The organism is Desulfosoma sp., assembly GCF_052743555.1.
On sequence record NZ_JBRAHS010000001.1, the window covers coordinates 125,300 to 150,101 of the forward strand.

The 24,802-nt window shown below is 56.9% G+C and carries 24 protein-coding genes and 1 riboswitch; of the genes, 9 read left to right on the forward strand and 15 right to left on the reverse strand.

From position 1 onward, the window contains the following. Positions 1 to 39: 39 nt before the first annotated feature. The 4 genes from hrcA (at position 40) to ACUVSA_RS00600 (ending at position 5,964) form a co-directional block, all read left to right on the forward strand. Positions 40 to 1,131: a heat-inducible transcriptional repressor HrcA gene (gene hrcA / locus ACUVSA_RS00585; protein WP_445893397.1), complete on the forward strand. Its 1,092-nt coding sequence runs from the start codon at positions 40 to 42 to the stop codon at positions 1,129 to 1,131. A gap of 101 nt (positions 1,132 to 1,232) precedes the next feature. Then, positions 1,233 to 1,844 (forward strand): nucleotide exchange factor GrpE, encoded by a 612-nt coding sequence (grpE, locus tag ACUVSA_RS00590; RefSeq protein WP_445891354.1) that lies wholly within the window; start codon positions 1,233 to 1,235, stop codon positions 1,842 to 1,844. Positions 1,845 to 1,948: 104 nt separating this feature from the next. Further along, positions 1,949 to 3,868 (forward strand): molecular chaperone DnaK, encoded by a 1,920-nt coding sequence (gene dnaK, locus ACUVSA_RS00595; protein ID WP_445893398.1) that lies wholly within the window; start codon positions 1,949 to 1,951, stop codon positions 3,866 to 3,868. A gap of 173 nt (positions 3,869 to 4,041) precedes the next feature. Next, on the forward strand, positions 4,042 to 5,964 hold the full coding sequence (locus tag ACUVSA_RS00600; RefSeq protein WP_445893399.1) for a penicillin-binding protein activator: 1,923 nt from the start codon (positions 4,042 to 4,044) through the stop codon (positions 5,962 to 5,964). Between the two features lie 38 nt (positions 5,965 to 6,002). On the opposite strand, the gene cobT is transcribed toward ACUVSA_RS00600, so the two are convergent. The 3 genes from cobT to ACUVSA_RS00615 all read right to left on the reverse strand — a co-directional run bounded on the left by cobT (position 6,003) and on the right by ACUVSA_RS00615 (position 8,208). Beyond that, complete coding sequence (cobT, locus tag ACUVSA_RS00605; protein ID WP_445891351.1) at positions 6,003 to 7,067, reverse strand: nicotinate-nucleotide--dimethylbenzimidazole phosphoribosyltransferase; 1,065 nt, start codon at positions 7,065 to 7,067, stop codon at positions 6,003 to 6,005. Between the two features lie 102 nt (positions 7,068 to 7,169). Then, positions 7,170 to 7,365, reverse strand: a riboswitch (cobalamin riboswitch). A 294-nt stretch (positions 7,366 to 7,659) separates the two neighbouring features. Further along, the gene (locus tag ACUVSA_RS00610) at positions 7,660 to 7,806 is read right to left on the reverse strand and encodes a hypothetical protein (protein WP_445891350.1); all 147 of its coding nucleotides are present in this window, start codon (positions 7,804 to 7,806) and stop codon (positions 7,660 to 7,662) included. 126 nt (positions 7,807 to 7,932) lie between these two features. Continuing rightward, a complete protein-coding gene (locus ACUVSA_RS00615; protein ID WP_445891349.1) occupies positions 7,933 to 8,208 on the reverse strand; it encodes a DUF3303 domain-containing protein in 276 nt (91 codons plus the stop codon). A gap of 188 nt (positions 8,209 to 8,396) precedes the next feature. Here ACUVSA_RS00615 and ACUVSA_RS00620 point away from each other — a divergent pair, with 188 nt between their 5' ends. Further along, complete coding sequence (locus tag ACUVSA_RS00620) at positions 8,397 to 8,846, forward strand: cytochrome c3 family protein (RefSeq protein ID WP_445891348.1); 450 nt, start codon at positions 8,397 to 8,399, stop codon at positions 8,844 to 8,846. Positions 8,847 to 9,195: 349 nt separating this feature from the next. On the opposite strand, the gene ACUVSA_RS00625 is transcribed toward ACUVSA_RS00620, so the two are convergent. The 6 genes from ACUVSA_RS00625 to ACUVSA_RS00650 form a co-directional block, all read right to left on the reverse strand. Beyond that, a complete protein-coding gene (locus tag ACUVSA_RS00625; RefSeq protein ID WP_445891347.1) occupies positions 9,196 to 9,381 on the reverse strand; it encodes a ferredoxin in 186 nt (61 codons plus the stop codon). A gap of 271 nt (positions 9,382 to 9,652) precedes the next feature. Then, entirely contained in the window at positions 9,653 to 9,970 is a 318-nt protein-coding gene (locus ACUVSA_RS00630; protein WP_123289833.1) for a TusE/DsrC/DsvC family sulfur relay protein, read from the reverse strand. A 40-nt stretch (positions 9,971 to 10,010) separates the two neighbouring features. Then, positions 10,011 to 11,471 carry a cobyrinate a,c-diamide synthase gene (locus ACUVSA_RS00635; RefSeq protein WP_445893400.1) on the reverse strand — a complete coding sequence of 487 codons (1,461 nt, stop codon included), beginning with the start codon at positions 11,469 to 11,471 and terminating at the stop codon, positions 10,011 to 10,013. Positions 11,472 to 11,525: 54 nt separating this feature from the next. Then, on the reverse strand, positions 11,526 to 12,626 hold the full coding sequence (gene dsrB / locus ACUVSA_RS00640) for a dissimilatory-type sulfite reductase subunit beta (protein ID WP_445891344.1): 1,101 nt from the start codon (positions 12,624 to 12,626) through the stop codon (positions 11,526 to 11,528). Positions 12,627 to 12,637: 11 nt separating this feature from the next. Then, complete coding sequence (gene dsrA / locus ACUVSA_RS00645) at positions 12,638 to 13,912, reverse strand: dissimilatory-type sulfite reductase subunit alpha (RefSeq protein WP_445891343.1); 1,275 nt, start codon at positions 13,910 to 13,912, stop codon at positions 12,638 to 12,640. A 132-nt stretch (positions 13,913 to 14,044) separates the two neighbouring features. Then, entirely contained in the window at positions 14,045 to 14,281 is a 237-nt protein-coding gene (locus ACUVSA_RS00650) for a dissimilatory sulfite reductase D family protein (RefSeq protein ID WP_445891342.1), read from the reverse strand. A 448-nt stretch (positions 14,282 to 14,729) separates the two neighbouring features. Between ACUVSA_RS00650 and ACUVSA_RS00655 the strand changes: the two genes are divergently transcribed. Both ACUVSA_RS00655 and ACUVSA_RS00660 read left to right on the forward strand, forming a co-directional pair. Further along, positions 14,730 to 15,374 (forward strand): tetratricopeptide repeat protein, encoded by a 645-nt coding sequence (locus ACUVSA_RS00655; RefSeq protein WP_445893401.1) that lies wholly within the window; start codon positions 14,730 to 14,732, stop codon positions 15,372 to 15,374. A 25-nt stretch (positions 15,375 to 15,399) separates the two neighbouring features. Further along, on the forward strand, positions 15,400 to 15,903 hold the full coding sequence (locus ACUVSA_RS00660) for an FKBP-type peptidyl-prolyl cis-trans isomerase (RefSeq protein WP_445893402.1): 504 nt from the start codon (positions 15,400 to 15,402) through the stop codon (positions 15,901 to 15,903). Between the two features lie 357 nt (positions 15,904 to 16,260). On the opposite strand, the gene ACUVSA_RS00665 is transcribed toward ACUVSA_RS00660, so the two are convergent. Continuing rightward, on the reverse strand, positions 16,261 to 16,614 hold the full coding sequence (locus ACUVSA_RS00665) for a hypothetical protein (protein ID WP_445893403.1): 354 nt from the start codon (positions 16,612 to 16,614) through the stop codon (positions 16,261 to 16,263). Then, positions 16,611 to 17,603 carry a siroheme decarboxylase subunit alpha gene (gene ahbA, locus ACUVSA_RS00670; protein ID WP_445891338.1) on the reverse strand — a complete coding sequence of 331 codons (993 nt, stop codon included), beginning with the start codon at positions 17,601 to 17,603 and terminating at the stop codon, positions 16,611 to 16,613. The genes ACUVSA_RS00665 and ahbA overlap by 4 nt, the downstream gene beginning before the upstream one ends. A 114-nt stretch (positions 17,604 to 17,717) precedes the next feature. Between ahbA and glgA the strand changes: the two genes are divergently transcribed. Further along, on the forward strand, positions 17,718 to 19,178 hold the full coding sequence (gene glgA / locus ACUVSA_RS00675; RefSeq protein ID WP_445893404.1) for a glycogen synthase GlgA: 1,461 nt from the start codon (positions 17,718 to 17,720) through the stop codon (positions 19,176 to 19,178). Positions 19,179 to 19,370: 192 nt separating this feature from the next. Here glgA and mgtE read toward each other — a convergent pair whose 3' ends face one another. Beyond that, on the reverse strand, positions 19,371 to 20,732 hold the full coding sequence (gene mgtE, locus ACUVSA_RS00680; protein ID WP_445893405.1) for a magnesium transporter: 1,362 nt from the start codon (positions 20,730 to 20,732) through the stop codon (positions 19,371 to 19,373). Between the two features lie 229 nt (positions 20,733 to 20,961). Here mgtE and ACUVSA_RS00685 point away from each other — a divergent pair, with 229 nt between their 5' ends. Beyond that, entirely contained in the window at positions 20,962 to 22,038 is a 1,077-nt protein-coding gene (locus tag ACUVSA_RS00685; RefSeq protein WP_445893406.1) for a 4Fe-4S dicluster domain-containing protein, read from the forward strand. Between the two features lie 506 nt (positions 22,039 to 22,544). Here ACUVSA_RS00685 and ACUVSA_RS00690 read toward each other — a convergent pair. The 3 genes from ACUVSA_RS00690 to ACUVSA_RS00700 form a co-directional block, all read right to left on the reverse strand. Continuing rightward, on the reverse strand, positions 22,545 to 23,243 hold the full coding sequence (locus ACUVSA_RS00690; RefSeq protein WP_445893407.1) for a hypothetical protein: 699 nt from the start codon (positions 23,241 to 23,243) through the stop codon (positions 22,545 to 22,547). 96 nt (positions 23,244 to 23,339) lie between these two features. After that, positions 23,340 to 23,666 carry a zinc ribbon domain-containing protein gene (locus ACUVSA_RS00695; protein ID WP_445891333.1) on the reverse strand — a complete coding sequence of 109 codons (327 nt, stop codon included), beginning with the start codon at positions 23,664 to 23,666 and terminating at the stop codon, positions 23,340 to 23,342. A gap of 24 nt (positions 23,667 to 23,690) precedes the next feature. Further along, positions 23,691 to 24,734 carry a DUF933 domain-containing protein gene (locus ACUVSA_RS00700; protein WP_445893408.1) on the reverse strand — a complete coding sequence of 348 codons (1,044 nt, stop codon included), beginning with the start codon at positions 24,732 to 24,734 and terminating at the stop codon, positions 23,691 to 23,693. Between the last annotated feature and the right edge of the window lie 68 nt (positions 24,735 to 24,802).

Below are 24,802 nucleotides of genomic sequence, written 5' to 3' on the forward strand. Positions count from 1 at the left end.
TCTATGTTCGTTTAGCACTCATTGACATGGAGTGCTAACATGAAACGGGATGCGCCAAAGATGAAGCTCAGCGAAAGAAATCAAAAGGTCCTCGAAGCCGTCGTTTCGGGCTTCATTCGCAGTGGGGAACCTGTGGGGTCCCGCACGGTTTCCAAGCACTACGGGCTCAACGTCAGTTCGGCCACGATTCGCAACATCATGGCCGACCTGGAAGACCTGGGCCTCTTGCACCAACCCCATACGTCCGCGGGGCGCGTGCCCACGGACAAGGGCCTGCGCCTGTACCTAGATTCCATCTTGAAGATCCGCAACCTGGAAAAGCGCCAGCAGGCTTTGATTCGCAAGGCTTTCAGTCCGGGGCGCGTGGACATCGAGGACCTGTTGCGCCGCACCAGTCAAGTGCTCTCGAGGTTTTGCCGACAGGTGGGCATCGTGTTGTGGCCCAGGTTGAGCGCCACACGCTTCAAGCACATTGAATTCGTGCGGTTGCGAGCCCGGCAGATTCTGGTCATTCTCATCACGGCCTCCGGGCTGGTGCAACACACCCTTGTGGAATGGGATGAGGACATCCCTCAGGACAACCTGGACAAGTATTCTCGTTACCTGAACGAGATCCTTGAGGATATTCCGTTAAGTCGCGTCAAGGAATGCATCCTTAAGGAAATGGAAGGGGAAAAGGCCCTGTTCGATCAGTTGTTCACTCGAGCATTGGAAATGAGTCGAAGGGCCTTGCAAGATGCCTTGGAAAACACGGATCTCCATATTGAAGGGCATAAGCATTTGCTGAGTAATCCCGAGTTCGCCGATGTGGAGCGTATGCGGCGCATTCTGGAAGCTTTCGAAGACAAGTCGCGCATTGTGCGATTGTTGGATCGCACTCTGGACCCGTCTCGGCAGGTGCAGATCATTTTGGGAACCGAAAGTGACATCAGTGAACTGCGTGAAATGAGTGTGGTGTCCTCGCCTTATGGTAAAGGCGAAACGGTACTGGGCGTGCTAGGAGTCATCGGGCCGACGCGGATGGATTATTCGCGCATTATTCCCGTGGTGACTTTTACGGCATCTTTGCTGAGCCGTTTCTTGGAAGAACCGGAGGACACTCACTTTTCCCAACACAGCGGCTCTTCGTAAAAATCTCAACACACACCGGCATCGGGTGCTGACAGGCGCCATGGGCATGATTAGACATAAGGCATCGTGGAATGCCGGGTATGGATGGAGGATGAAGCTTTATGAAGGAAGAACAGAAGTCGGGGACTAAGGACGAACCCATGGTGGAGACAGGTGCTGACACAACGGTGCCCTGCCATGAGGAATCAGCCCAAGAGGCCCCGGGCGACGGCGATCTAAAGGCTCTCTTGGAAGCCAAGGAAGCGGAAATTCAATCGCTAAAAGACAAGATTCTCCGCCAGGCTGCCGACATGGAAAACACGCGTAAGCGTTTGGAGCGGGACCGCTCCGAAGCCATCGCTTATGCCAATGAGAGCCTCATTCGCGAGCTTTTGTCGGTGGTGGACAATCTGGAACGGGCCATTCAGCACGCGGAACAAGACAGCGACAGCCAAACGCTTTTGGAAGGGGTCAGGATGACCCACAAGCATTTCCTGGATACTTTGGCACGGTTCGGATGTAAGCCCTTTGAATCGAAAGGCAAGGATTTTGACCCGTGTTTTCATGAGGCGATCCTTCAGCAGGACTCCAAGGAATTTCAACCCAACACGGTGATTCAGGAATTTCAGAGGGGCTACACGCTGCATGATCGGCTGCTTAGGCCGGCGCTGGTGGCCGTGAGCAAGGGCACACGAACGGCATCCTGTTCTCAGGAATCGGATAGTTCCGCTTGAGACTCCTGCACGGTTCGTGATGGAAAAGAATTTTTTCTCAGCCATAGTATTTCTTTACCAAATGCATTGGATGATATCGATCTTTCCTCAAGGAGGCACAGACAATGGCAAAGGTTATTGGTATCGATCTCGGCACAACCAACTCCGTTGTGGCCGTAATGGAAGGCAAAGAACCCAAGGTGCTGACCAATGCAGAAGGGGGCCGCACGACGCCATCCATGGTGGCTTTTACGGACAGCGGTGAGCGGCTTGTGGGCCAGGTGGCCAAGAGGCAGGCCATCACCAACCCGGAGAATACGGTCTTTGCCGTCAAAAGGCTCATCGGCCGCAAGCATAAGTCCAGAGAAGTCCAGCGGGATCTGGAGATTCTACCTTACAAGATTGTGGAAGCCAATAACGGGGACGCGCACATCTTGATTCGAGGGCGCCAGTACAGCCCCACGGAGATTTCCGCGTTCATCCTTATGAAGATGAAGCAAACGGCGGAAGATTATTTGGGCGAAAAAGTCACCGACGCGGTCATCACCGTCCCTGCCTACTTCAACGACAGTCAGCGGCAAGCCACCAAAGATGCTGGTAAAATCGCAGGGCTGAATGTGCTGCGCATCATCAATGAACCCACAGCTGCGGCATTGGCCTACGGCCTGGACAAGAAGAAAGACGAAAAAATCGCCGTCTTTGACTTGGGTGGCGGCACATTCGACATTTCCATTCTGGAAATCGGCGACGGCGTCTTTGAGGTCAAAGCCACCAACGGGGACACGCACCTGGGAGGGGAGGATTTTGATCAACGCATCATTGACTGGTTGGCGGACGAGTTTCGAAAAGACCAGGGCATTGACTTGCGCAACGACAAGATGGCCCTGCAGCGTCTGAAGGAAGCGGCCGAAAAGGCGAAAATCGAACTGTCGTCCACAACTGAGACCGATATCAATCTTCCCTTCATCACCGCGGACGCCAGCGGCCCCAAGCACCTCAACATGAAGCTGACGCGCGCCAAGCTGGAGGCGCTCACGGAGGACCTCATCGATAAGCTGGTGCCGCCCATGCGTCAAGCTCTTCAAGACGCAGGCCTCACGGCCTCGGACATCGACGAGGTGATCCTGGTGGGCGGCATGACACGCATGCCTCGCGTGCAACAAAAGGTTCGCGAATTCTTCGGCAAGGAGCCTCATAAGGGGGTCAATCCGGACGAAGTCGTGGCTGTGGGTGCCGCCATTCAGGGAGCAGTACTTTCTGGCGAAGTCAAAGACGTGTTGTTGTTGGACGTGACCCCGCTTTCGCTGGGCATCGAGACGCTAGGTGGCGTCATGACCAAACTCATCGAACGCAACACCACGATTCCCACCAGAAAGAGTCAGATTTTTTCCACGGCCACGGATAATCAGACAGCGGTCTCCATCCATGTGCTGCAAGGGGAGCGGCCCATGGCCGCGGACAACAAGACCCTTGGACGCTTTGACCTTGTGGGGATTCCGCCGGCACCCCGCGGCGTGCCGCAAATCGAAGTGACTTTTGATATTGACGCCAACGGCATTGTGCACGTCTCGGCCAAGGACCTCGCCACGGGCAAAGAGCAGTCTATTCAAATCACCGCCTCCAGTGGTTTGTCCCAGGAAGAAATCGAAAAGCTGGTCAAGGAAGCCGAGATGCACGCCGAAGAAGACAGAAGGCGTCGCGAATTGGTGGATACGCGCAACCAAGCCGATGCCCTGATCTACAGCACCGAAAAAACGCTGAAGGATTTGGGCGACAAGGTGGATGCGGCCACACGCAGCCAAATAGACACCCAGATCGAAAAGCTTCGCAAGGCCATGGAAGGCGACGACAAACGCGCCATCGAAAAGGAAATGGAGCAGCTGACGCAGGTTTCCCATAAGCTTGCCGAAGAAATGTACAAAAGAACGGCTGAGCAGCAAGGCCAGGCAGGCTCGCAGGAAGCCGCCGCAGGTTCTTCCGCTTCAGGTCGCAAGGCCGACGACGACGTGGTGGACGCCGATTTTGAAGAGGTCAAGGACAAGTAAGAGGACTCGCGGGGCCGGGTAGGCTCTTGTGCTACCGGCCGAATTTTGATAGAGAGCCAACGGCACAAGGGGCACGTGAAGACCGCGTGCCCCTTGTGTTATTCAGAGTTCAGAGCGTCGCAGGGATTTTTCGCCATTTCCCCTTGCACCATCTCTTCACATGAAGGTGGACCATGACCGCCACACACGCGTCACGCTTCCTCGCCTGCATGTTTGTGCTTTCCACTTTTGTGCTGAGCTGCGCCCCTCGACAACAGGTGCGCGTCCAAATTCCCGAAGCCGTCTTTCATCAACCGCCCCCGGCGGAAGCCCAGGCCCTGTGGAAAGAAGCCGTGGCCCTACGAAATGCCGGGCGCTTGGATGCGGCCCTGGCCGCTTTCCAACGCATCGCAACCTTTTTCCCTTCCAATGCCATTGCCCCCGCAGCCCTTACGGCTCAAGGCGACATCTGGCTTCAAGCCCAGAATCCCAAGGCGGCGCGCCAGACTTACGAAGCCGCCCTTAAGGAATTTCCCCAATGGCGGGAGGCCGTCACGGCCCGCATCGGGCTTCTTGAAGCCCGGTGGTCTGAGGGCGAAAACCGCAAGAGACTCATTGAAGAAGCCCAGGCCTTGTGGGAGGCCACGGCGCCACAACCCGCATGGAGACAGAGACTGATTCGCCTCTTGGTGGGCCTGAATCGAGACGCCGGCCATGTGGACGCCGCCGTTTTCTGGCTCGACAAAGGCTACGCCGCACAACCTGCCATTGAAGATCAGAGACTGCTCGACCAGGAAGCCTCTTCCCTGATCTTGACCTTGGACGGCCCCACCGTGGAACGGGCTCTGCACACCTATGGAGCGGAACGCTTGGTGCCCTTTTTGCTCTACCGTCGCATGCAGCTGGCGCCTCCGGAAGGGCGTCGCGACGCGTTGCTCAAGCTGATGGCCCAGTATCCACAACATCCCATAGCCCGCAGCATTGAAGAAGAACTGCGAGGAGTCATGGGACCTTTACCTCAGGCGGATCCTGACAAATTGGGGTGTATGGTTCCTTTGAGCGGGCCGCACAGCGCCCACGGCCGGCGGTTGGTCAAAGGTGTGGCCCTGGCTCTGCGGCACTGGGAAAAGCTCTTTCGAGGAACTCCGGCTCGATTGGTTCTGGCGGACACTCAAGCCAACCCGAACGTCGCGGTGAGCGCCCTAAGCCACCTGGTGCAGGAGGAGCGTGTTCTGGCCGTGTTGGGGCCGTTGAGTCCGAAGAGTGTCGAAGCGATTCTTGCCGCGGTCAATGAAAGAGGAATTCCTGTGATCAGCTTCACGGAAAAACGCCGCGTCACCTCCCAAACCCCTTTTCTTTTGCACGCCTTCTTGGATCACCAGGACATGATCGCGGCGCTGCTCACCTATTGTCGAAACGCTCTAGGGTTTCAAAACTTCGGCGTGCTTTACCCGGAGGAACCCTACGGCCGCGCTCTGAGAGAGATCTTTCTCCGCACGGTTCAAGAGCTTGACGGAAAAGTCGTGGTGGATACGCCCTACACTCCGGGCATGACCGATTTCAAAGGTCCCATTCACACTCTCGCGCACCACGTGCCAAAGGGATCCGGAGCCGAGGTTTCCGACACACCCTTGGATGCTCTCTTCATTCCCGACGCCGCCGAAACCATTGCCCTGATCGCTCCGCAGCTGCCTTATTACAACGTGGTAGGCGTGACGCTTCTGGGCACAAATCTTTGGGAAGAAAAGTCCCTGCTGTCCGCCGGCGGCGTTTATCTGGAAGGCGCTCTGTTTCCATCAGCCTTCCAGCACGAGACTTCCCGCATGGGGGATTCCTTTCAGGACGCCTTTACACGAGACTATCGGGAAACATACGGAGAAGAACCCGACTTTTTGGCCGCTCAAGGCTACACGGCAACCTTGCTGGCACTCCAGGCTCGAGAACAAACGCTCAAAGAGGGCCAGGTCGATCGCCTGCGCTTTCGACAATGGCTCCTTCGAGTGGAACTGCCCACGGGACCTCTCGGCCCTGTTCGGTTCGCTCCGGACGGCCACATGGAACGCCAGTATCCCATTCTTCAAATCAAGGGCGGGGCGGTGGTGCGGGTGGACCAATAGGCCATGACCACACCACACTCCATGTCGCCGTGGCCGCTTCAATGGCCGGTGTCCGTGACGCCGGCTTCTTCAAAGGTCTTGATATCCCGAAGGACGCGTGCCGAAGCTTCCACCAGGCTCATGGCCAAGGCCGCCCCCGTGCCTTCTCCCAGTCGCATGGACAGGTCCAACAGGGGGGGGCGTTCCAAAAGCTCGATCATGGCTTGGTGGCCCACTTCCTGACTGCGGTGTGAGACGAAAAGGTAATCCTTGGCGAAAGGAGCCAGCTGGCAGGCAATCAAAGCTCCTGCCGTAGCAATGAAGCCATCGCAGACCACGGGCACACGCACGGCCGCGGCTCCAAGAACCGCTCCGGCAAGCCCGGCGATTTCGTAGCCACCCACTTTCGCCAGAACATCCACCGGATCTGTGGGATTCGGGCGGTTGACGGCCAAAGCCTTTTCCACGGCCCGCACCTTGCGGCACCAGGCGGCATCGTCAATGCCGGTCCCTCGGCCCGTAAGGTCCTTAACTGGCTTGGTGCTCAAGGCCGCCACAATGGCCGTGGACGGTGTCGTGTTCGCGATGCCCATGTCTCCTGTCCCCACAAGTTGAAAGCCTTCCTCCTGAACGGCAGCCATCACAAGGTGAGCCCCTTCTACAAGGCCACGGACGGCCTCGTGCCGCTCCATGGCCGCCCCTTGGGTCATGTTGCGGGTCCCTTTGCCGATCTTTCGCCGAATGACGGCCCAGTCCTCCGGAAGATCGGCCGCCACGCCGAAATCCACCACGCGCACCTCAGCTCCCACATGGTCTGCCAGGACATTGATCGACGCCCAGCCATTGAGAAAACTCCAAACCATCTGAGCTGTAACTTCCTGCGGGTACGCGCTGACACCCTCTTCAGCCACACCGTGATCTCCGGCCATGGTGAAAATGATTTTTCGGCTCACATTGGGCGTTAAACTCTTGCAAATGGCCCCCAGTCGAGCGGCCATCTCTTCCAGCCGCCCCAAAGAGCCTCTCGGGCGGATTTGCGATCGAAGTCTTTCCCAGGCAAGCTTTTCCCAATGGGAATCCACCGGCTCAATGCTCTCAAGAAGGCTTTGAAGCTCTTTCTCCATGAACATGACGCTCCTCTCGTGGTTTAATGCTTTCCCAACAAAAAAGCCTTCGTGGTCCCACGACCTCGAAGGCTCACCCTAGGCACGGGTCAACTTTCGGTCCGCTCAACGTCCGGGTGGCAGGTCTTCTGACTCGCGGATCCCTTGCCTCTTCGGGCCTTCCCATTTCCCACGCGGAAACAGTGGCTCTGCTCCGAAGGCATCCCCGCTTACAGCGCCGGCCCAGCGTAGCGGCTTTGCACCGCCTTCCCTATTCTCCCCGCATGCTCTTCAGGGCACCACCCCGGACCGCACCCAATGATAGCTTCGTAAACGACGGTTGCTGTCGCTCCTTTCTTGCTTCTTCAGGTCAAGTCTCGCCCACGCACCATTTTTCAAGCAGGTTTTTCCTACCTGCATCAACTTCATTTGTTCAGGCGGACCCCCATCCGTCCGATGCCATGACGCAACATGCGCGGCTCCAGCAGCCTCCCCTAGCCGCTATGCCTGCCTGTCTAAAAAAGCTCAGGCTTTATTCCGCAACGATCCCGCACGGCCCTGTCCTCTTTCGCCCATGGCGCCCCTCCCGCACGTTGCCCGCAGGCACAAACTCTCAGAGCATGACCACGAATGGCTTTTCTTGGCCTTCCTGCGGGTTCCATTGTCCCAGAAGAAGGACCGCTTCCCAGCGCTCCGCCAAATGGCGCAAGCGCCGCAGGGTGTCCTTTTCCATGCCCGCGCTTCGATCCCCAATCCCCATAGTGGGATCAGCCCCTGCAGGTCTGCGCGATCGGGGACGGCCAAAAACCCGCCCCTTCAAGAACAAGGGCCTGCATATCGTCCACGCGAGCGCCGGAACCCTCGGGCCGCATGTTCGGCCCCGCTCTCAAGCTTTCTTAGATGTTCGGCGCAGGAGCTTCAGTGCCTTTTTTGTCTCCATCACGGGCACCACCTCTGCAACCCCCAAATCGGTCCACTGAAAGACCGCAGCCGCCAGGTGCGCTTCGTCTTCGGCTTCGAAAAGCCGAAACACGCGATGCCCCGTCACATCGAACCATTCCCCCTTCAGGGCCGTTCCCGGCACTTCGGGAAGCTGTTCCGTGCGCTCGATGACGCGGTCGCGATCTTCCGGAGTGTAGCTGAAGATGGCCATAAACAGCATAACGCGCCTCCTTGTGTGAGCTCCCGCCCTGTCAACCTTTTCGATCTTTATACTCCAAGGCGTTCATCGTCTGTCAAGGGACGATTTCGCGCCCGAAAAGCCTTGACACTTTCAAGACCAGCTCACTACAACGGCTGCCGTGAATGGAATCACAATCTCAACCTGCATAACAGAAAGGAGGTGACACGGTGAGAGGTAAGCATTGGTTCGTCCCGTCGGTTTGCATCGCAGCGGCTCTGTTTGTGGGAGCCCTCATTGCCGTGGCGGCAGATGCCCCGGATGTCATCACCATGAACTCAACCCTGTGGCCCAGCCACACCAAAGCCAATGTGCAGTTCACGCACAAGAAGCACGCCGAAGAGTATAAGATCGCGTGTACCGAGTGCCATCACAAATACGAGGGCGGCAAGAACGTGTGGAAGCAGGGAGATCCTGTACAGAAGTGCCAGGAGTGCCACAACGAGCCGACCATTGAAGGCGAAAAGAAGCTGCCTCCGGAACAACAAAAGCTGAACTTGAAACTGGCCATGCACACCAATTGCCAGGAGTGCCACAAGAAGCTGAAAGCTCAGAATCCTCAAACCGCCGCTCCGACCACGTGCGTGCAGTGTCATCCCAAAAAGGAAGGGCAAAGCTAGGAAAGCCTTTCCGGCGACATGTGACGCCTAACCCTCTCCGCCGACCCTTTACGGGGGGAGGGTTTTCTGTCGGAATCTACCCTGGCAGCCGCAGGTCGTAGCCAAAGAAAAAAACCCGAGAGATGCTTCATCTCCCGGGTCTTTGAACTTGAGCCTGCTTCAGAACGCTTTAGGAGGAAAGGATAAAGCCACCGAAACGGCCATCGCGCCTCGCTGCTCCGATCTCGCTTTATGCCGAAGGTCCAGCCCCCCCCTTCAAGGGTACGGGCAGCAAAGGATTTTGACCCTTAGCCGAAAAACCCCTTGAACCCGTTCTCGGACACAATCTGGAGAAGAAATCAGCGGCGCCTTAGACTTCTTCCACCGTAATGGCGTCGTTTTCGCAAACTTCCACGCAGCTTTCACAGCCGAGGCATTCGTCTTCATTGACGGGCTCGGCCTTACCATCCACGAGTTCGTAGACGTCCACGGGGCACACATCCACGCACTCGCCGTCACCAGTGCATTTGCTCTTATCTACAGTCACTTTAAACATCGCTCGTCATCCTCCTCATGTGATCTTGTGGAATGTAACCGACAGGCCAAAGACCCGTCCATCTCGCTTGGCTCATGCCGCCAAGGCCTTTACTGACTGCCTAGGGCAAAGTCAAGAAAAAAGGTGCGCCTTGAAGCAGGCGCAACCATTCGTGCTTGTTTTCTCATGCCCAGGGACCAAATAAGCCCGCCGGAATTTCCAAGGGTTTTAAGGCGTGCGTCGAGGTGTTTCCGAGGGGGATTCAGCCCCCTCGGATCCTTCTTAGCTCGACTTACACGCAGCCCGTCGGTTTCGGCAGGCCAGCCATCTTACAAGCGCCCTTGCCCGGTCCGCTCGGAAACAGTTCATAGATGTATTTCAGCTTGTAGCCGGTCACCTTGGTCAGAATCCGCACCATGGGAGCAATGCCGTGCTTACGGTAATAGTCCTGGAGGACATGGATGACTTTCCAGTGTTCTTCGGTCAGCTCCTGGATTCCTTCCGATTCCTTGACATACTCGACCCATTCCGGGCACCAGTTGTCAAAGCTGTCGATGAATCCATCTTCATCGAGGTTAAACACCTTCCCTTTGTACTCGATTTGTGCCATGGAAACATCCTCCTTTGTTTTTTATCTTCCGCAGACACACTCATGCCGGACTCTGTCCAACGAGCGCCCGAGAAGCCTCAAGGCCACTCACTTCCTTTCTCTCCCGAGCCATTCGGTATCGCCAACCCGCACCCACAAGCCCCGGCGCCCATGTCTGGCACCCCACCGCATGGAGATGCGTGTAAGTCGCCAACACATTTCTATAGCACACACCGTCCTGACCTTCCAAGACCCCACATCCCTTTTTCACGCGAAAAGCCAACGCCACGGGGCCGTCCACATCCACCACCCGGGAATAATGAAACTCGTGCCCTTTGAGCACGATTCCCCGGGGGAAAAACGGTGTCTCGCCAACGACCTCCACAATGGTGTAGCCATGGCCTTGAGGCCTCTTGCCCATGCTGACATGAAACGGCAAGACCCCCACCATGGGGTGAAGACCCTCAGGCATTCGGATCCCGCGGCTCAAATACATGAGGCCGCCGCACTCGGCGTAGACGGGCAACCCGTCTTCCACCGCGTTGCGGACCGAGGCTCGAAAGCTCTCATTGGCGACCAGTGGGGAAAGATGCGTTTCCGGAAACCCTCCACCAATGTACAAGGCATCCAGCTCGGGCAACACGGGCGCGCGCGTGCTGTCCACAAACACGAGTTCTGCGCCGGCTTCTTGAAGAGCTTCCAAGTTTTCCGGGTAGTAAAACTGAAACACTCGATCCTGAATCACGCCGATGCGCACGCACGGCCGCAATATACCCCGGGGCCTTCGACCCTCAGCCTCAGCGGCCGGCCGCCCCAAGGGTTCTGCTGCCTGCGCGATGCGGTGCAACGCCTCCACATCCACATAGCGCAGCATGCATTCGGCCAACAAATCCAGCGTTCGCTGCACGCCCGCATGCTCATGCACCGGCACAAGGCCCATGTGCCGCTCCGGAAAGGCAATGCCCACATCCTTGGGCAAGGCCCCCAGCACCGGAACATCGCACACTTTTTCAATGGATTCGGTCAGAACCCGTTCATGACGGCCCCCGGCCACACGATTGAGGATGACGCCCGCCACACGGACCTGGATATCCAGGTGCTGGCACCCTAAAATCATGGCGGCGGCGGTGCGGGTCACCTTGGTAGCGTCTAGCACGAGGACCACCGGTGCTTTCAAGAGCTTGGCCAGTTCTGCCGATGCACACGTCCCATCGGCGTCTACACCATCGTAAAGCCCCCTGTTTCCCTCAATGACGGCCACGTCGGTCCCTGCGGCTCGATCCACAAAAGACCTGAGCAGGTCGGGGAGCGGCATCATATATGGGTCCAGGTTATAACAGGACGATGCTGCCGCGCAGCCGAGCCATCCGGCGTCGATATAGTCCGGCCCCTTTTTGAAGACCGCAACGCGCAGCCCCTTGAGGCGGCGAAAAACCGCGGCAAGGCCGGTCGAAACAAGCGTCTTGCCGGCGCCTCCTCGAAGCGCTGCAATCATGAGACGCGGTGTGCGGTGCAGCATCATAGGGTCACCAAAGGCCTCGCCGACCCTTCTCAGAGTCGGCTGGCCCGTTTACTCCTACCATTTGAACTGCGTCGTGGTCCGCCACGTGGTCATGGCAAGCCGGTAGTCGTCAATGTGCTCATGGCGGAACTCGAGTCCTGTCTTTTCAAAGAACCGTTCCCAACCGATACGCTCAATCCATTCCCCGACTCGTTCATAGCGGCGGGCATCGGAGGCGTAGGTCTGGAGGATCTTCTTGATCGTCTGCACCGTGGTGGGCCAACGCGGTGGCTCGTTGGGAATGTAAGGCACCGCGAGCTTGGAGAACATGGGCGGAACGCGGGAGTTGGACACCTTGCCGCCGACCCACAGAGCGATGCCGTCGCCTTCGCCGTCCGCCAAAGGCAACGCCGGGCACATGGTGTAGCAGTTGCCGCAGAACATGCAACGGTTTTCGTTGATTTCGACGCTTTTCAAATCCCCCACCTTTTTGGGTTTGATAGCCGCTGTGGGGCACGCCGCGATGACCAAGGGGATTTCACACACGTTTTGCACACGCTCATGTTCGATAATAGGCGGTTTACGGTGCACCCCCAGAATGGCAATGTCCGAACAATGCACGGCGCCACACATGTTCAGGCAACAGGCCAAGGAAATGCGCACCTGGGCCGGCAGTTTGTGGGAGCCAAAGTATTCGAACAGTTCATCCATAACCGACTTGACAATGCCTGAGGCGTCGATGGCCGGGGTGTGGCAGTGCACCCACCCTTGAGTGTGAACGATGTTGGTGACACTGGCACCGGTGCCGCCGATGGGAAACCAGTTGCCACGGCTCTTTAGATCGTCCATGAGGGGTTTCAGTTTGGACTTGTCGTCCACCATGAATTCCACGTTGTTGCGCGTGGTCCAGCGCACATAGCCGCCGCAGTGTTTGTCGGCGATATCGCAGATTTCACGAATGAGATCCACGGACAGAAGCCGGGCAGCGCCGACGCGGACCGTGTAGACTTCAGCTCCTGTTTCGGACACGTGGACCAAAACACCCGGTTCCAAGATTTCGTGATATTTCCACTTGCCGTAGTTGTCCTTAATAAACGGTGGGAAAAACTTATCATATTTCGGAGGACCGATGTCGGTAATGCGGTCTTTCATAATGTCGGTGGGATCGAATGGCATGGTTTCACCTCCTATGCATGATGCCGTTCACGGAAAGACTTCGCGTCGCGTTCCCAACCGCCGGGAACGTCCGCCGGGTCGTAGAAGATATACGGGTTATAGCGCGTGGTATTGATCATGCGCGGATCAGGCTGCAACTCCACGGCCTTGAGGAACTCGCGCAGACCGAGGCGCTGAATGAGCTCGCCCAGCCGCTCGCGGTTCTTGCCGTTTTCCATCCACCAATCCCACATCTTTTCCACGAATTCGTGGAACTCTTCGTACGGCGGCTCCATCTTCATGAACGGAATGATAACACTGGACAGCTGCGCCCCTTCCAGAATCGGCGCCTTCGCACCACAAAGAATGGTGGCTCCCACGTCGGTGCCCGGCCGCAAAGCGCGCGGCATCACGTTGATGCAATGCATGCACCGAGTGCAGTCTTCATCCCAAATCTTGAGATTCTTGCCGTCCCATTCCATGCACCGCGTCGGGCACAAATCGATCACTTCCTTTTGAATGTCCAGCTTGCGCTTTTCAAAACCATGGGATCCGCCGTTGGGCACCAGTTCGCCGCCCACATAGGCCCGCACGGCTTCCTGGTCAATGCGGATTTTATCCCGCCAGGTGCCGATGATAGAGCAGTCGGCACGGGCGATGGCCGCCACGCAGTCGTTGGGACATCCCGAGGCTTTAAACTTGAACTTGTAGGGGAACATGGGACGATGCAGCTCGTCCTGGTAGCGCATGGTGATATCATAAATGATGTCCTGAGTGTCCAAACAGGACCATTCACATCGCGCTCGACCCACACAGCCTTCAGGCGTCCGCATGTTGGACCCGGAACCGCCCAAGTCCATGCCCATCTCGTGAGTCAACCGATAAAAAATGGGTTCGAGTTGGTCCGTGGTGGTGCCCAGAAGAATGATATCACCCGTGGAGCCATGCATGTTGGTCAAACCGCTACCATGTTCCTCCCAGATGTCGCACAATTTCCTGAGAACTTCCGTCGTGTAGAACTTGCTGGCCGGCTGGTTTACGCGCATGGTGTGGAAATGCGCCACGTTGGGGAAAAGATCCGGACGGTCGCAATAGCGCCCAATCACGCCCCCGCCGTAACCGAACACACCGACGATGCCGCCGTGCTTCCAATGGCCTTCCTTGTGCTGGTAGGACATTTCCAGGAGCCCCAGAAGGTCTTCGCACATGGGTTTTCTGGCCGCCACTCGCTTAATGTCGCTGATAAAGCTCGGCCATGGACCCTTTTCCAGTTCATCGAGCATTGGGGTCGCATGCTTCAAAGCCATCCTTTTACCTCCTTGAAAAATGGTGAAAACTTCACTGAACCTTGTCCTTCCTCATTGGCAGGCTCCGCCGGTGCCGCTTCCCTGCGCTTAGACCTGCGACCCCACCCTAAGGAACGGACACATCCTTAAACCCTATTTCATCTTCTCCTCTTCGGCAGCCACGTCGTCCACGCCCGGCAGCATGTAAAGAGTGGTGCTTCCACTGGACCAGTATTTGACCTTCCCTTCCTCCACAAGCTCGTTAATGACCTTCTTGGCTTCTCGCATCTTGAGCTCGGGAACGGCCTTGCACAGGTCATTAAAGTAAAGCTTGGACTTTTTTTGGCTTTTCATGTACTCAAGGATCTTGGCTTTGGCCTCTTCGCTCATGGTTCTCTCCTTTGTGAATGAAACATGGCCACACCGAGCGTTCCAACACCCCCGCCGATTCGTTACCCAAGGTATGTCACATGAGAAAGTGAATCTATTCACTCGCATCGCAAACCTCTATAAACTTAGGCCTCAAGCTTTGTCAACTCAAAACCCGGCAGAGCCCCCGCGCGCCATGAGGCCCTTTCCTTGGCCTGTTGCGGGACTCCGTCGGCACGCAGCCGTCTGAAGGCCTTCGCCGTGTGGCGGAAATGTTCTCTTGACGCCTTTCTCTTTGCACTGGCACCTCACGTCCTGGCCTTTCTACTGAACGCCCCTTCTTGACACCGCCTGAAGGGCTTGTTAAGTTCCGGTCGCCAAAGGAAAAGGCGGCGTCCTGGACACATTTATCAGCGTCGTCGTCCATCCACCATCTTATGGGGGATCATCCACGGGAACGAGGACAATTATGACGGATCTTTCCAGTGACTTAAAACGGCACGAATTGGAGCTCAATCAATATATTCGATACCTTCGCGAGCGTCTTTTTTTTGAGCCCCAGTCCCCCATTTTTCATTACAACCTGGGTCTTGCCTATGCGCGCAAGGGACAGCGGGCTGAAGCCATCGCGGAGTTTCGCCAAGCCATCGCGTGCGATCCCTCCATGGCGCAAGCCTACGTCAACTTAGGAGGGCTCTATTTTCAGGAAGGGGATCTGGACAAGTGCATCGAGGCCAACCAAAGGGCTTTGGAATTGGACCCGTCCCTGGCCATGGCCTACAGTAACCTGGGCTTTGCGTATCTGCAAAAAGAAGACCCCGAGGCCGCCATTGCCGCCTGCCAGAAAGCCGTGGCTTTGATGCCCGACCTTTTGCAAGCCCACAACAATCTGGCCGTCGCCCATTTGCAACGAGGCGAATGGCAGGAAGGGATCAAGGCTTCCTTGAAAGCTTTGGAGATCAAGCCCGACTTCGCCCCCGCCTATTTCAACCTTTCTGTGGCCTATGAGGCTCTAGGGGACGAGGACCAGGCGGCCAAGTTCCGTCAACAGGCCCAGGCCCTGGGATATCCCGCGGAAGCGGAAAGCCTCTCCGAGTCATCACGAAAGTGTTGAGGCGCTACACAGAGGAGAAAGTCCTGTGATTTCGGCTATGGAAGAGCCGCTGGAAGTTTTCAAAGACCGCTGGGTCGTTTTGGAATATCGCGTGAGCCTTGAGGATGGCACCGTGGTTCTTGGTGGAGACGAGCCGGCAGCGATGAATTTCGCGGTGGGCTACAATCAAGTCCTTCCGGCTCTAGAAGCCCGCTTGCTGGGCCACAAGGCCGGTGAAACGCTCCAGTTTGTCATCCCTGCAGAAGAAGCCTTTGGGGCTTATGATCGTCGCCAAGTAAAGCGCCGCACCTTTAAAGAGTTTCCTCAAGGCCGAGCTCTGGAGCCGGGCAGATGGGTCGTGGCTTCCAACGACCGTACAGGCGCTCAATACGCTTACTTTGTCCAGTCAAAGGATGAGGACGGCGTCACTTTAGATTTTAATCATCCGCTGGCCGGAAAGGACCTTTACTATCGCCTGCGCATTGTCCAGGTTCGGGACTTAACCCCGGAGGAATTGATCGAGCTGCGCCCGTGCCGAACCTCGTCATGAGCATGCGGGCGGCCTTTTCGAAAATGAATTCGATGGAGCCTCGGGCTGGAGCATGTTCCACGCTTTCATCGGCAGAGGCCTTTGGCCTTCCGCCAATGTTTGGACCGCGGGAACGTGCTCCCTTGTCGAAACTCTCAGCCCTAAGGGGCCTTTCACGAGTGGTTGTCCGTGAGCCTGTTGGGGCCGCTTCTCCGAAAGGGGTCCTGGAGTTGATGCTGCAGGAGGCCGCACGGCGCGATGGGATTTTGCGCCCGGCAAGCTCCTCCAAGAGCAATCTTCTCACAGCAGTTGGCGGCGATATCCTATGTCGTGATGGCCCCTTGGGGCGGATTCCGTGCCTTAGCGGTGCACGGCTTCTCAGTCTTTTTTCCATGGCGTGCGTTCAAACCAACAGCAAAAAGCCTTGACGGCCATGGCTCTCGGGTCTTGGCGCAGCAAACCACGACACAGATCCATCAGTTCCTTGTGGTGGCTTCGGAGCCGTTTTTCCTGCCCTTGGCTTTGAAAGAATTCGGCCAAAATCATGCCAGCTTGCACGGCCGTAGCGCTGCGGATTTGTTCCCGAGGATCCTTAGGTTCCTGAAAAGGGTCCCAGTTTTCATAGCCCGTTTTCAAGATACGCTGTTGGCCGCGCGCCGACATTTGATCAAAAATGGCTTTCTTGCGGCGTTCGTATTCTTGGCGATCTTCCATAAACCCCACTCCTGTCATGGTTCATTCCAGAAGAGTTTGAGTCGGACTTTCTTGAATTCCCGCGTGCTGAAAAGGATGCGGTATTCGCCGATGTCAACGGCTTGTGCCAATCGTGCGGCGATTCGGCGGCAATCGTCTTCGGTTTTTCCATGGATCATGGCGTAGAGGTTATAAGGCCACTGGGGATGGGCCGGCCGCTGGTAACAATGGCTAACTTCTGGAAATGCCGCCAAAACGGTCCCGGCATCATCGATGCGCGAGGGCTCGCATCGCCAGACCACCATGCCGTTGCCACCGAAACCCACCTGCCGGTGATTCAGCACGGCAGCGAAACGCCGTATCCACTGACGAGCAAGCCATTGGCGAATGAGTCCCATGAGATTGTCGCCGCCCATGGTCAGGTCCTTGGCCAGGGTGTGGAAGGGGCGGGACTCCAGGGGCAGATCCTCCTGGAGGCATCGAACCAGCCGAATGGTCTGCTCGCAGACCTGAAAGCCTTGGGTACCTTCCAAAGAAATTGCCGACGACTCGTTGGAGACCGTGTCCGCTTCGGCATCTTCCAAGACATCCAGTACCACGGCCAATTTGTATTTTTTCACCGCAGGCAAAATGAGGGTCGGCCATTCTCCAGCCTTGCGGCTCAGGTGCGCCACCACCTGGTTCAGACGCTTTCCGGGAGGCACCGCGATGGTAAACCACAGGTTGAAGGTCGCCGGACGAAGGTAATTGTGGCTCACCCCCGGATATGCGCTCACCACTTCAGCCGCCCGTTCCACAACAGGTTCCGGGACGGCCATGGCCACTAAGCTGCTTTGGTAGCCCAGGGCGCCCGTATTGAAGATCGCGCTGATTTGCCGCACCAGCCGCCTGGCCTTGAGGGTCCCAATGCGCGAAAGAACGTCTTCTTCTCGAAGCCCGAGCCTGTCTGCCAACACGGCATAAGGGCGTTCTTCGATGGGAAAAGAGCGTTGAATCTGGTCCAGAAGGCGCCGATCGATGGTATCCAAGAAAACCCCCTTTCAGGACAAAGCTGTCGCAAAACGCACTTTGGCATCCTCAAGGATGCATGATAAACGTTTTGCGCCATTGGCGCCAAAACCTTTCACGCTCGGGAGACACCCATGCCGTTGAAAATTCTCTTCTGCGCTTCGGAAGCCACCCCTTTTGCCAAGACGGGCGGCCTTGCCGACGTAGCCGCGTCCCTACCTGAGGCGCTCAGCGCCCAGGGATGTGACGTACGGCTTTTCTTGCCACTTTACCCGTCCGTTGAGCGGAACACCCAGACGATCAAGGTTGTAGCCGAGTGGATTCCCATTCCCGTGGGTGTGCACACGTACCACGTACATTTTTGGCAGTGGTTAGGGCCTTCGTCCTACCCCGTCTACTTCATGGAAAAGGATGAATTCTTTCACCGACCTCATCTTTACGTGCATCCCCTACGCGGAGACTATGAAGACAACGCGGAACGCTTTATCACCTTTTCCCGTTCTATCTATGCACTGTGCAAGCATCTGGACTGGATCCCTGATATCCTTCACCTGCACGATTGGCAAGCGGCCTGTGGGGCCGCCTATCAGCACTTTCACTGGCGTTACGATGCCGCCTTTTCCCGCGTCCGCACCTTGCTCACCATCCACAACCTCGCCCATCAGGGCCTCTTTCCCGAAGCCTATTTCGGCCTCACAGGGCTTCCTTCGCAAGCCTACTCCATCGAGGGCATGGAATTCTTCGGCCAGTGCAACTTCCTCAAGGCCGGTATCGCCTACAGCGATCGAATTTCCACCGTGAGCCCGAGGTATGCCAGGGAAATTCTTGAACCCAAACAGGGTTTTGGCCTGGATGGCCTTTTGCGCCGTCGCCAAGACGCCCTCATCGGCATCCTCAACGGTATCGACACCACGCGATGGAATCCATCCCAGGATCCGCACATTCCGGCGTTTTTTGACGCCGAAAATTTGAGCGGCAAGGGCGTGTGCAAGGAAAAGGTTCTGAAAGCGCTCGGGTTTCCCGAAGCTGTTCGCCAAAGTCCTTTGTGTGTTGTGGTCAGCCGTCTGGTCCATCAAAAAGGCATTGATCTCATTCTGGACGCCCTGGACGATATGATGGAGCTTTCCGTGTGCCTGGCCGTCTTGGGCACCGGGGACCCTCACCTGGAACGGCTCTTGCTCCAGGCCCAATCGCGTCATTCCGACCGAGTCCGCGTGGTGTTGGCTTTTGATGAAGCGCTGGCCCATCGACTGGAAGCCGGCGCCGACATTTTTCTCATGCCCTCTCGATACGAACCCTGCGGTCTGAACCAGATGTACAGTATGCGTTATGGAACCATCCCCATTGTGGCCGCCACCGGGGGGTTGGACGATTCCGTGGAAGACGCGGTGCAAAATCCCGAAAAGGGTAACGGCTTCAAGTTTTATGAGCACACCAAGGAGGCTTTTCTCGGCGCGCTGAAGGCGGCCTTGGAGGCCTATCGGGATTCGGAAAAGTGGCGTCGGCTGCAGCAAAGAGCCATGCGCGAGGACTTCAGCTGGGATCGAGCGGCGCGGACCTACATCGCCCTCTATGAGGCCATGCTCGTGGGATAGCTTTGCCACTGACAACGGCCTTAGGCTTCATAGGGCGAGGTCGCCCCAGGGCCCCCGTGGGTTTTCCAGGCATGGCCTGTTCTTATCCGTTGGCCTTTGGCACAGGGCGCTTTTACGAGCCTGTCCAAGAATGGCTTTAGGGGGCCGTTTTCGTTTCATCCTGTGGGAAAGGTGTTTTCAGACACACTCCTTTTAGGCCCCGTGCGTCAGAATGCGGTCCATGAACAGGGTCGACAGCCCAAGAAAGAAGAAGAAGCCTCCCGTGTCTGTGGCGGCGGTGACAAAGATGCTGGATCCCAAAGCGGGATCCAGTTTGAGCTTTCGCAACATGATGGGAACAAGGGCCCCCAAGCATCCCGCAACAATCATGTTAAAGATCATGGCCAGCCACATGATGAGGGCGAGCCACGCATTATGATGCCATGCCAGAGTGATCACGGCCAGCAGCGCCCCGCACAAGGCGCCGTTGCATAGACCGACCGTCATTTGGCGCAACACGACCATCCATTTGCCTCTGTCCACGATCTCTCCCAGGGCAAGAGCACGCACCACTACAGTCAGCGACTGCGTTCCCGCATTGCCTCCAAGGCCGGCCACTAAGGGCATGAGGGACGCCAGCACGACGAAATGCGCAATGGTCTCTGAGAAGAGACTCACCGTATAGGAGGCAATGAGGGCCGTGCCCAGGTTCACAAAAAGCCACGGGGAACGCAGCTTGACGGAGCGCATGACGGGCGAGGAAACCCGCTCATCCGTGTCCAAGCTGGCCAGCAGATACATGTCTTCTGTGGCCTCTTCTGTAATGACGTCAAAGATGTCGTCGTAGGTGATGATCCCGACCAGGCGATTTTCACCGTCTACCACGGGTATGGCCAAGAAGTCGTAATGGCGCATGTCCTTGGCCACCAACTCGATGTCCATGTCCACAGGAACGGAAATGACCTGGCGGGACATGATTCGCTCCACCGTACTATCCGGGCGGGCCATAATGAGGTCTCGCAGAGACACGATGCCGATCAGATGACGCGACTCATCCACCACATAGGCGTAGTAAATGGTTTCTTTCTTAGGTGCCTGCAGGCGCAATTCATCTAGGGCTTCTCGGACCGTTTGGGTGGCCTTGAGGGAGGCATAGTCGGTGGTCATGTAGGCCCCCGCGCTTTCCTCCGGATAGGTGAGAAGTTTGAGTAAATTTTGCCGCTCCGCTTTGATCAGCAAGGACAGCAGCCGGTCTTGGAAATCCTCGTCCAGCTCCTCCACCAGGTCGGCTCTCTCGTCGGGCCGCATCAAAGAGATCAGACGAACAACGGTGTCTCGGCTTAGATGGGGCAAGGTTTCCTTTTGAATTTCAAAAGGAAGAAATTCAAAGGCGGCCAGAATCTGCTCCGGGCCCAGAATCTCCACGATGCGAGCGATATCCTGCGGTTTATATTGGGCCAGGCGCATGGCGGCATCGGCCGGATGCACGCTTTCCAGAGCCTGGCGCACCGCTTCCCAAGGCTCCCCGCTCAGTCCTTCATGCAGCAGACCGTCGGCGTTTTCTTGTAAAGTCATGGATCCACCTCTTCGGTTTTTTCCCTATCCGCGTCTTTTGTAAAAGCTCCGCTCTGCTAACAGAATCTGCGGATCTTTTCAATGGCCCTTGCACGCATCAGCGAAAAATGCTTGACAGGACTCAGGACGCCTTCTAATGGCTGCGTGTTTTGGAAGAAAGAAAATCCATCGCCAAACAACTTCGACCATCACCGCAGCCCAGAGGCATCCCGGCAAAGGAGACGTGACAATGAACGACATCAACGCCTACGAACGGCTTGCCCGTCATCTCGATCGACTACCCGCAGGGTTTCCCCGCACGGAATCCGGCGTAGAATTAAAAATCCTGCAAAAGCTCTTCACTCCCCAAGAAGCCCAACTGGCTGTATTGCTTTCCTTGAAGCCCGAGTCGGTGGAAGACATAGCCGAACGCGCCCAGATGCCGCCCGAAGAACTCGCGCTCAGACTGGAGGAAATGGCTCGCAAAGGCCTCATCTTTCGCCTGCGCAAGGGTTCGGAAGCCCGTTACATGGCGGCTCAGTTCGTCATCGGCATCTGGGAATACCACGTGAACGCCTTGGATGAAGAACTCATCGCTTTGGTCAACGAATACATCCCGGTGTTTTTCAAAAAAACCCTAGCCCTTAAAACCCCCCAGTTGCGAACGATTCCCTTACCCCGCTCCATCACGCCGGAACAGCACGTCATGCCCTACGAAGAAGCCCGCCGTATCATCGAGGAGCAGGATAAGATCGTCGTGGCCCCTTGTATCTGCAGAAAGGAGCACACGATGGCGGGAAAAGGCTGCCAATGCCCTCTGGAGACCTGCCTAGTCTTCGGCGCCGGCGCACAGTACTATGAAGACAACGGATTGGGACGCCCCATCGATCGAGAGGAAGCTCTGAAAATTTTGCACATGGCCGAAGAACACGCCTTGGTCTTGCAGCCGTCCAACGCTCAGAAAGTGATGAACATCTGTCTGTGCTGCGGATGCTGCTGCCAGGTTCTCAAGAACTTGAAGAAGCTTTCCTCGCCTGCCGAGTACGTGGCCAGCAACTATTTTGCGCGGGTCCGCCAAGAAGACTGCATCGGGTGCGAGACCTGTGTGGAGCGCTGTCAGATGGAGGCCATTGCCATGGTCGAAGCAACGGCACACGTGGATGCAAAACGGTGCATCGGCTGCGGCGTGTGCGTCCCCACATGCCCTCAAGAAGCCATCGTCTTGGAAGCCAAATCTGAGGATCAGAAAAAGACGCCACCGGCTCATCCTTTTGACTTGTACAAGATCATGGCGATGCAGCGCCTGGCCTCTAACCTCGACCCATGATCAAGGGCGCTTTTTCCTCGGGGCACGGTTCGCCATCCCCCAAAGCGCACCGGGGGTGCCTGAGCAGGCCGCCCGCAAATGTCCTTTCCAACGCCGGTGCCATGGCGTGAAGAGGTTCCGGGAGAAGAAGGGATCCTTGGCTCCGTGGACGCCGGGCATGGCCGCATGCCGGGTGGTCCACCCAGCACAAGGCGTCACAGGAAACCCGTAGCTGAGTCAGGAACGCCTCAGCCCATCGTCGATGGCGCGCCTGCCCCGCAGGCACGGAACGGCAGGACGGCCAGGTGGGTTGTCAAACGTCTTGCCTTCCGCCTGCTCGGGAAAGGGCTCATGGGCTGTTCCCCAAAGCCCGCAATCCAGAAATCGGTCTGTAAAGGTCCTTGTGGCTTAGAGGAGAAGAAGGGTTGCACGGCGCCATAGGAGTTCGCCGCTCGCGTTACGCCTCCAATGGGCCTTCCAGGGCATGCCTCACGACCTCCAAGGCCTCAAGGAACACCTGTGGCGGCTCAAAGAGGGTACACGTTTCCTGACTCGAGAATTCTCCACCCGCTTCGCGTCTCGCCCAGCAGCAGGTTGATCTGCCAGCCCACTTTGCAGTGGTCCGTAATGATCTTGGGGACCTTGACTTCCAGGGAGCCCGTTTCCAGAGTCACTCCGGAAAGAACAAGAACTCCAGGCCGAATTTCTTCCACGACAAAATAATCATCCAATTCATCGTCCCAGGTGCGGGGCGGATGGGTTTGGGAAAAGTCATAAAGGAGTCGAGCCAACCGTTCGGCGGCGGGTAGCTCCCGGGACGCCTCACCAGCCAGATCCATGGCCTTGCGAGCCTCTTCCTTGGGAGCATACTCCTTGGCCACCAGCCATTTCATAAGGGCCTTGATCACTGTTCCCGCCGCTCGCAGCAGCGATTCTGAGGCCATAACCTTGCGGATCATGAAAAAGGTCAGAAACGTGGAGACCCCGGAGGAAATCTTTTCAGGACCGAAAATGGCGCAAAAGGTCTGGTCCTTATAGTCCACCAGCCGCCGATACAAAGTGTTTTCTCCGGCCGTGGGCAGTTCCTGGTAACCGTAAAGATTCAAGGAGGTGTGAAACAGCGAGATGACCTCCTCGTAACGGCGAAAGGTCTGAGGTTTCAGCCGCCTTTTCTGCTCCGCAAGGAACTCCGCAAAAATGTCTTCAATGTTGGGTTTCGCAATCATCGGAAAGGAAATGATATTGCCTCTGGCTTCGTTTTTCTTCATCGATACCCCACACCAGCTCTGGGAAGTGACAACCTGCCCGGAAGGGCTGGCCGCTTATACCTTTTTTCCGCAATAAGGGCAATACGCAAAAGAGGGCTTCAGGGTCTTGCCGCACGATGGACACCGAACCGTAATCGGCGGTGTCACCACATCAGTCGGCCTTTCATGAAAAGTCTGTTCCGGTGGCGCCGCGTAGCCGCACCGATCACACATGAGCAAGGGTTCCCCCTTTTTAACCGGAAAAAGGGGAATGAAAAACAGGCTGAGGTAATGATCGATGCGTTTGAGGCGCGCTTGAGCCAGCCCACAGGCCGGACACAAACGCGGGGTTTCGTCCAGTGTCTTGGTCCTGGGTTGAATTCCTCCGACGAAGAAAAACACCCTCCTCCACCCTCCTAGAACTTCTCAGACATTGAAACGAAAGTGGACAATGTCCCCGTCCTTAACCGGGTAATCGCGGCCTTCGAGGCGGACCAGGCCCTGTTTTCGAGCTGTGGCATAGTCGCCGACTTTCTTGAGATCTTCGTAGGCCACCACTTCCGCGCGAATAAAACCCTTTTTCATGTCCGAGTGCACCACGCCTGCGGCCTCCACAGCGTGAAGGCCATAGGGAATCGTCCAGGCCTTGACCTCGTCTTCTCCGACCGTGAAGAAGGTCCCAAGGCCCAGGAGCTGAAAGGAGCGCCGAATGACACGGTCCATGGCCGATTCACCGATGCCATAGTCCTGACGAAAAACGGCCGCATCGGCTTCACTGAGTTGAGCCATTTCCATCTCCAAGCGTCCTCGAATGACCAGGACATCCTCCATGCCTTTCAAATCCTCAGGAATATCGGCAGTGTCATCGTCGTTGTTGACAATCACGAGGATCGGTTTGGCCGACAGGAACGTGTAGCCCTTGAGTTCCGGCGCGCTGGCCAGGCTCGGCTCGGTGCGCAAGGGTCGCTCTTGGTTAAGCAACTCGGCACACCGCTGCAGGAGTTCCATTTCCTGGGCTGCCGCTTTACGGCCTTTTTTCAGTTCCGCTTCGATGCGTTCCAGACGTTTTTCCACCGTGGCCAAATCGGCCAAGAGAAATTCCTCCTCCAATTCCCGAAGGTCTCGAGCCGGGTTTGGTGCGCCGAGCACAGGATCCGAAAAATTACGAACCACCACAAGAAACGCTTCCACCGGGCGCATGTGGGTCAGCAGCAGAGCCATGTAGTCTTTTCGCTTCTCGGCAACGCTGGCAATTCCTTGAAGGTCCGTGTAGATCACCTGGGCCGGGGTTCTCTTGCGGGGCTGATACAGGGCGGTCAGCCAGTCGAGGCGGGGATCGGGAACCGGCACCACACCCAACACCGGCACTACCTGGCCGGAAGCGGCGCCGGATTCGGCGCTGCGCTGCGTCAGCGCGTTAAAAACGGTGGTTTTTCCAGATCTGCTCAGACCCACAATGCCCAGTTTCATGTGCATGCCCCTCGGTCTTGCCCTGCCAGGTGCTTCCTTGCATAATTCTGCTTATGAAGACCCGTACT

Excerpts from the sequence above, each read along its gene's own strand:
- grpE (WP_445891354.1), top strand. The coding sequence starts at position 1,233 with ATGAAGGAAGAACAGAAGTCGGGGACTAAGGACGAACCCATGGTGGAG.
- ACUVSA_RS00635 (WP_445893400.1), bottom strand. The coding sequence starts at position 11,471 with ATGATGCTGCACCGCACACCGCGTCTCATGATTGCAGCGCTTCGAGGA.
- glgA (WP_445893404.1), top strand. The coding sequence starts at position 17,718 with ATGCCGTTGAAAATTCTCTTCTGCGCTTCGGAAGCCACCCCTTTTGCC.
- ACUVSA_RS00615 (WP_445891349.1), bottom strand. The coding sequence starts at position 8,208 with ATGCTGTTTATGGCCATCTTCAGCTACACTCCGGAAGATCGCGACCGC.
- dsrB (WP_445891344.1), bottom strand. The coding sequence starts at position 12,626 with ATGCCATTCGATCCCACCGACATTATGAAAGACCGCATTACCGACATC.
- ACUVSA_RS00655 (WP_445893401.1), top strand. The coding sequence starts at position 14,730 with ATGACGGATCTTTCCAGTGACTTAAAACGGCACGAATTGGAGCTCAAT.
- mgtE (WP_445893405.1), bottom strand. The coding sequence starts at position 20,732 with ATGACTTTACAAGAAAACGCCGACGGTCTGCTGCATGAAGGACTGAGC.
- ACUVSA_RS00650 (WP_445891342.1), bottom strand. The coding sequence starts at position 14,281 with ATGAGCGAAGAGGCCAAAGCCAAGATCCTTGAGTACATGAAAAGCCAA.
- ACUVSA_RS00685 (WP_445893406.1), top strand. The coding sequence starts at position 20,962 with ATGAACGACATCAACGCCTACGAACGGCTTGCCCGTCATCTCGATCGA.
- hrcA (WP_445893397.1), top strand. The coding sequence starts at position 40 with ATGAAACGGGATGCGCCAAAGATGAAGCTCAGCGAAAGAAATCAAAAG.
- ACUVSA_RS00700 (WP_445893408.1), bottom strand. The coding sequence starts at position 24,734 with ATGAAACTGGGCATTGTGGGTCTGAGCAGATCTGGAAAAACCACCGTT.
- ACUVSA_RS00665 (WP_445893403.1), bottom strand. The coding sequence starts at position 16,614 with ATGACAGGAGTGGGGTTTATGGAAGATCGCCAAGAATACGAACGCCGC.
- dnaK (WP_445893398.1), top strand. The coding sequence starts at position 1,949 with ATGGCAAAGGTTATTGGTATCGATCTCGGCACAACCAACTCCGTTGTG.
- cobT (WP_445891351.1), bottom strand. The coding sequence starts at position 7,067 with ATGGAGAAAGAGCTTCAAAGCCTTCTTGAGAGCATTGAGCCGGTGGAT.
- dsrA (WP_445891343.1), bottom strand. The coding sequence starts at position 13,912 with ATGGCTTTGAAGCATGCGACCCCAATGCTCGATGAACTGGAAAAGGGT.
- ACUVSA_RS00690 (WP_445893407.1), bottom strand. The coding sequence starts at position 23,243 with ATGATTGCGAAACCCAACATTGAAGACATTTTTGCGGAGTTCCTTGCG.
- ACUVSA_RS00600 (WP_445893399.1), top strand. The coding sequence starts at position 4,042 with ATGACCGCCACACACGCGTCACGCTTCCTCGCCTGCATGTTTGTGCTT.
- ACUVSA_RS00610 (WP_445891350.1), bottom strand. The coding sequence starts at position 7,806 with ATGGGGATTGGGGATCGAAGCGCGGGCATGGAAAAGGACACCCTGCGG.
- ACUVSA_RS00625 (WP_445891347.1), bottom strand. The coding sequence starts at position 9,381 with ATGTTTAAAGTGACTGTAGATAAGAGCAAATGCACTGGTGACGGCGAG.
- ACUVSA_RS00630 (WP_123289833.1), bottom strand. The coding sequence starts at position 9,970 with ATGGCACAAATCGAGTACAAAGGGAAGGTGTTTAACCTCGATGAAGAT.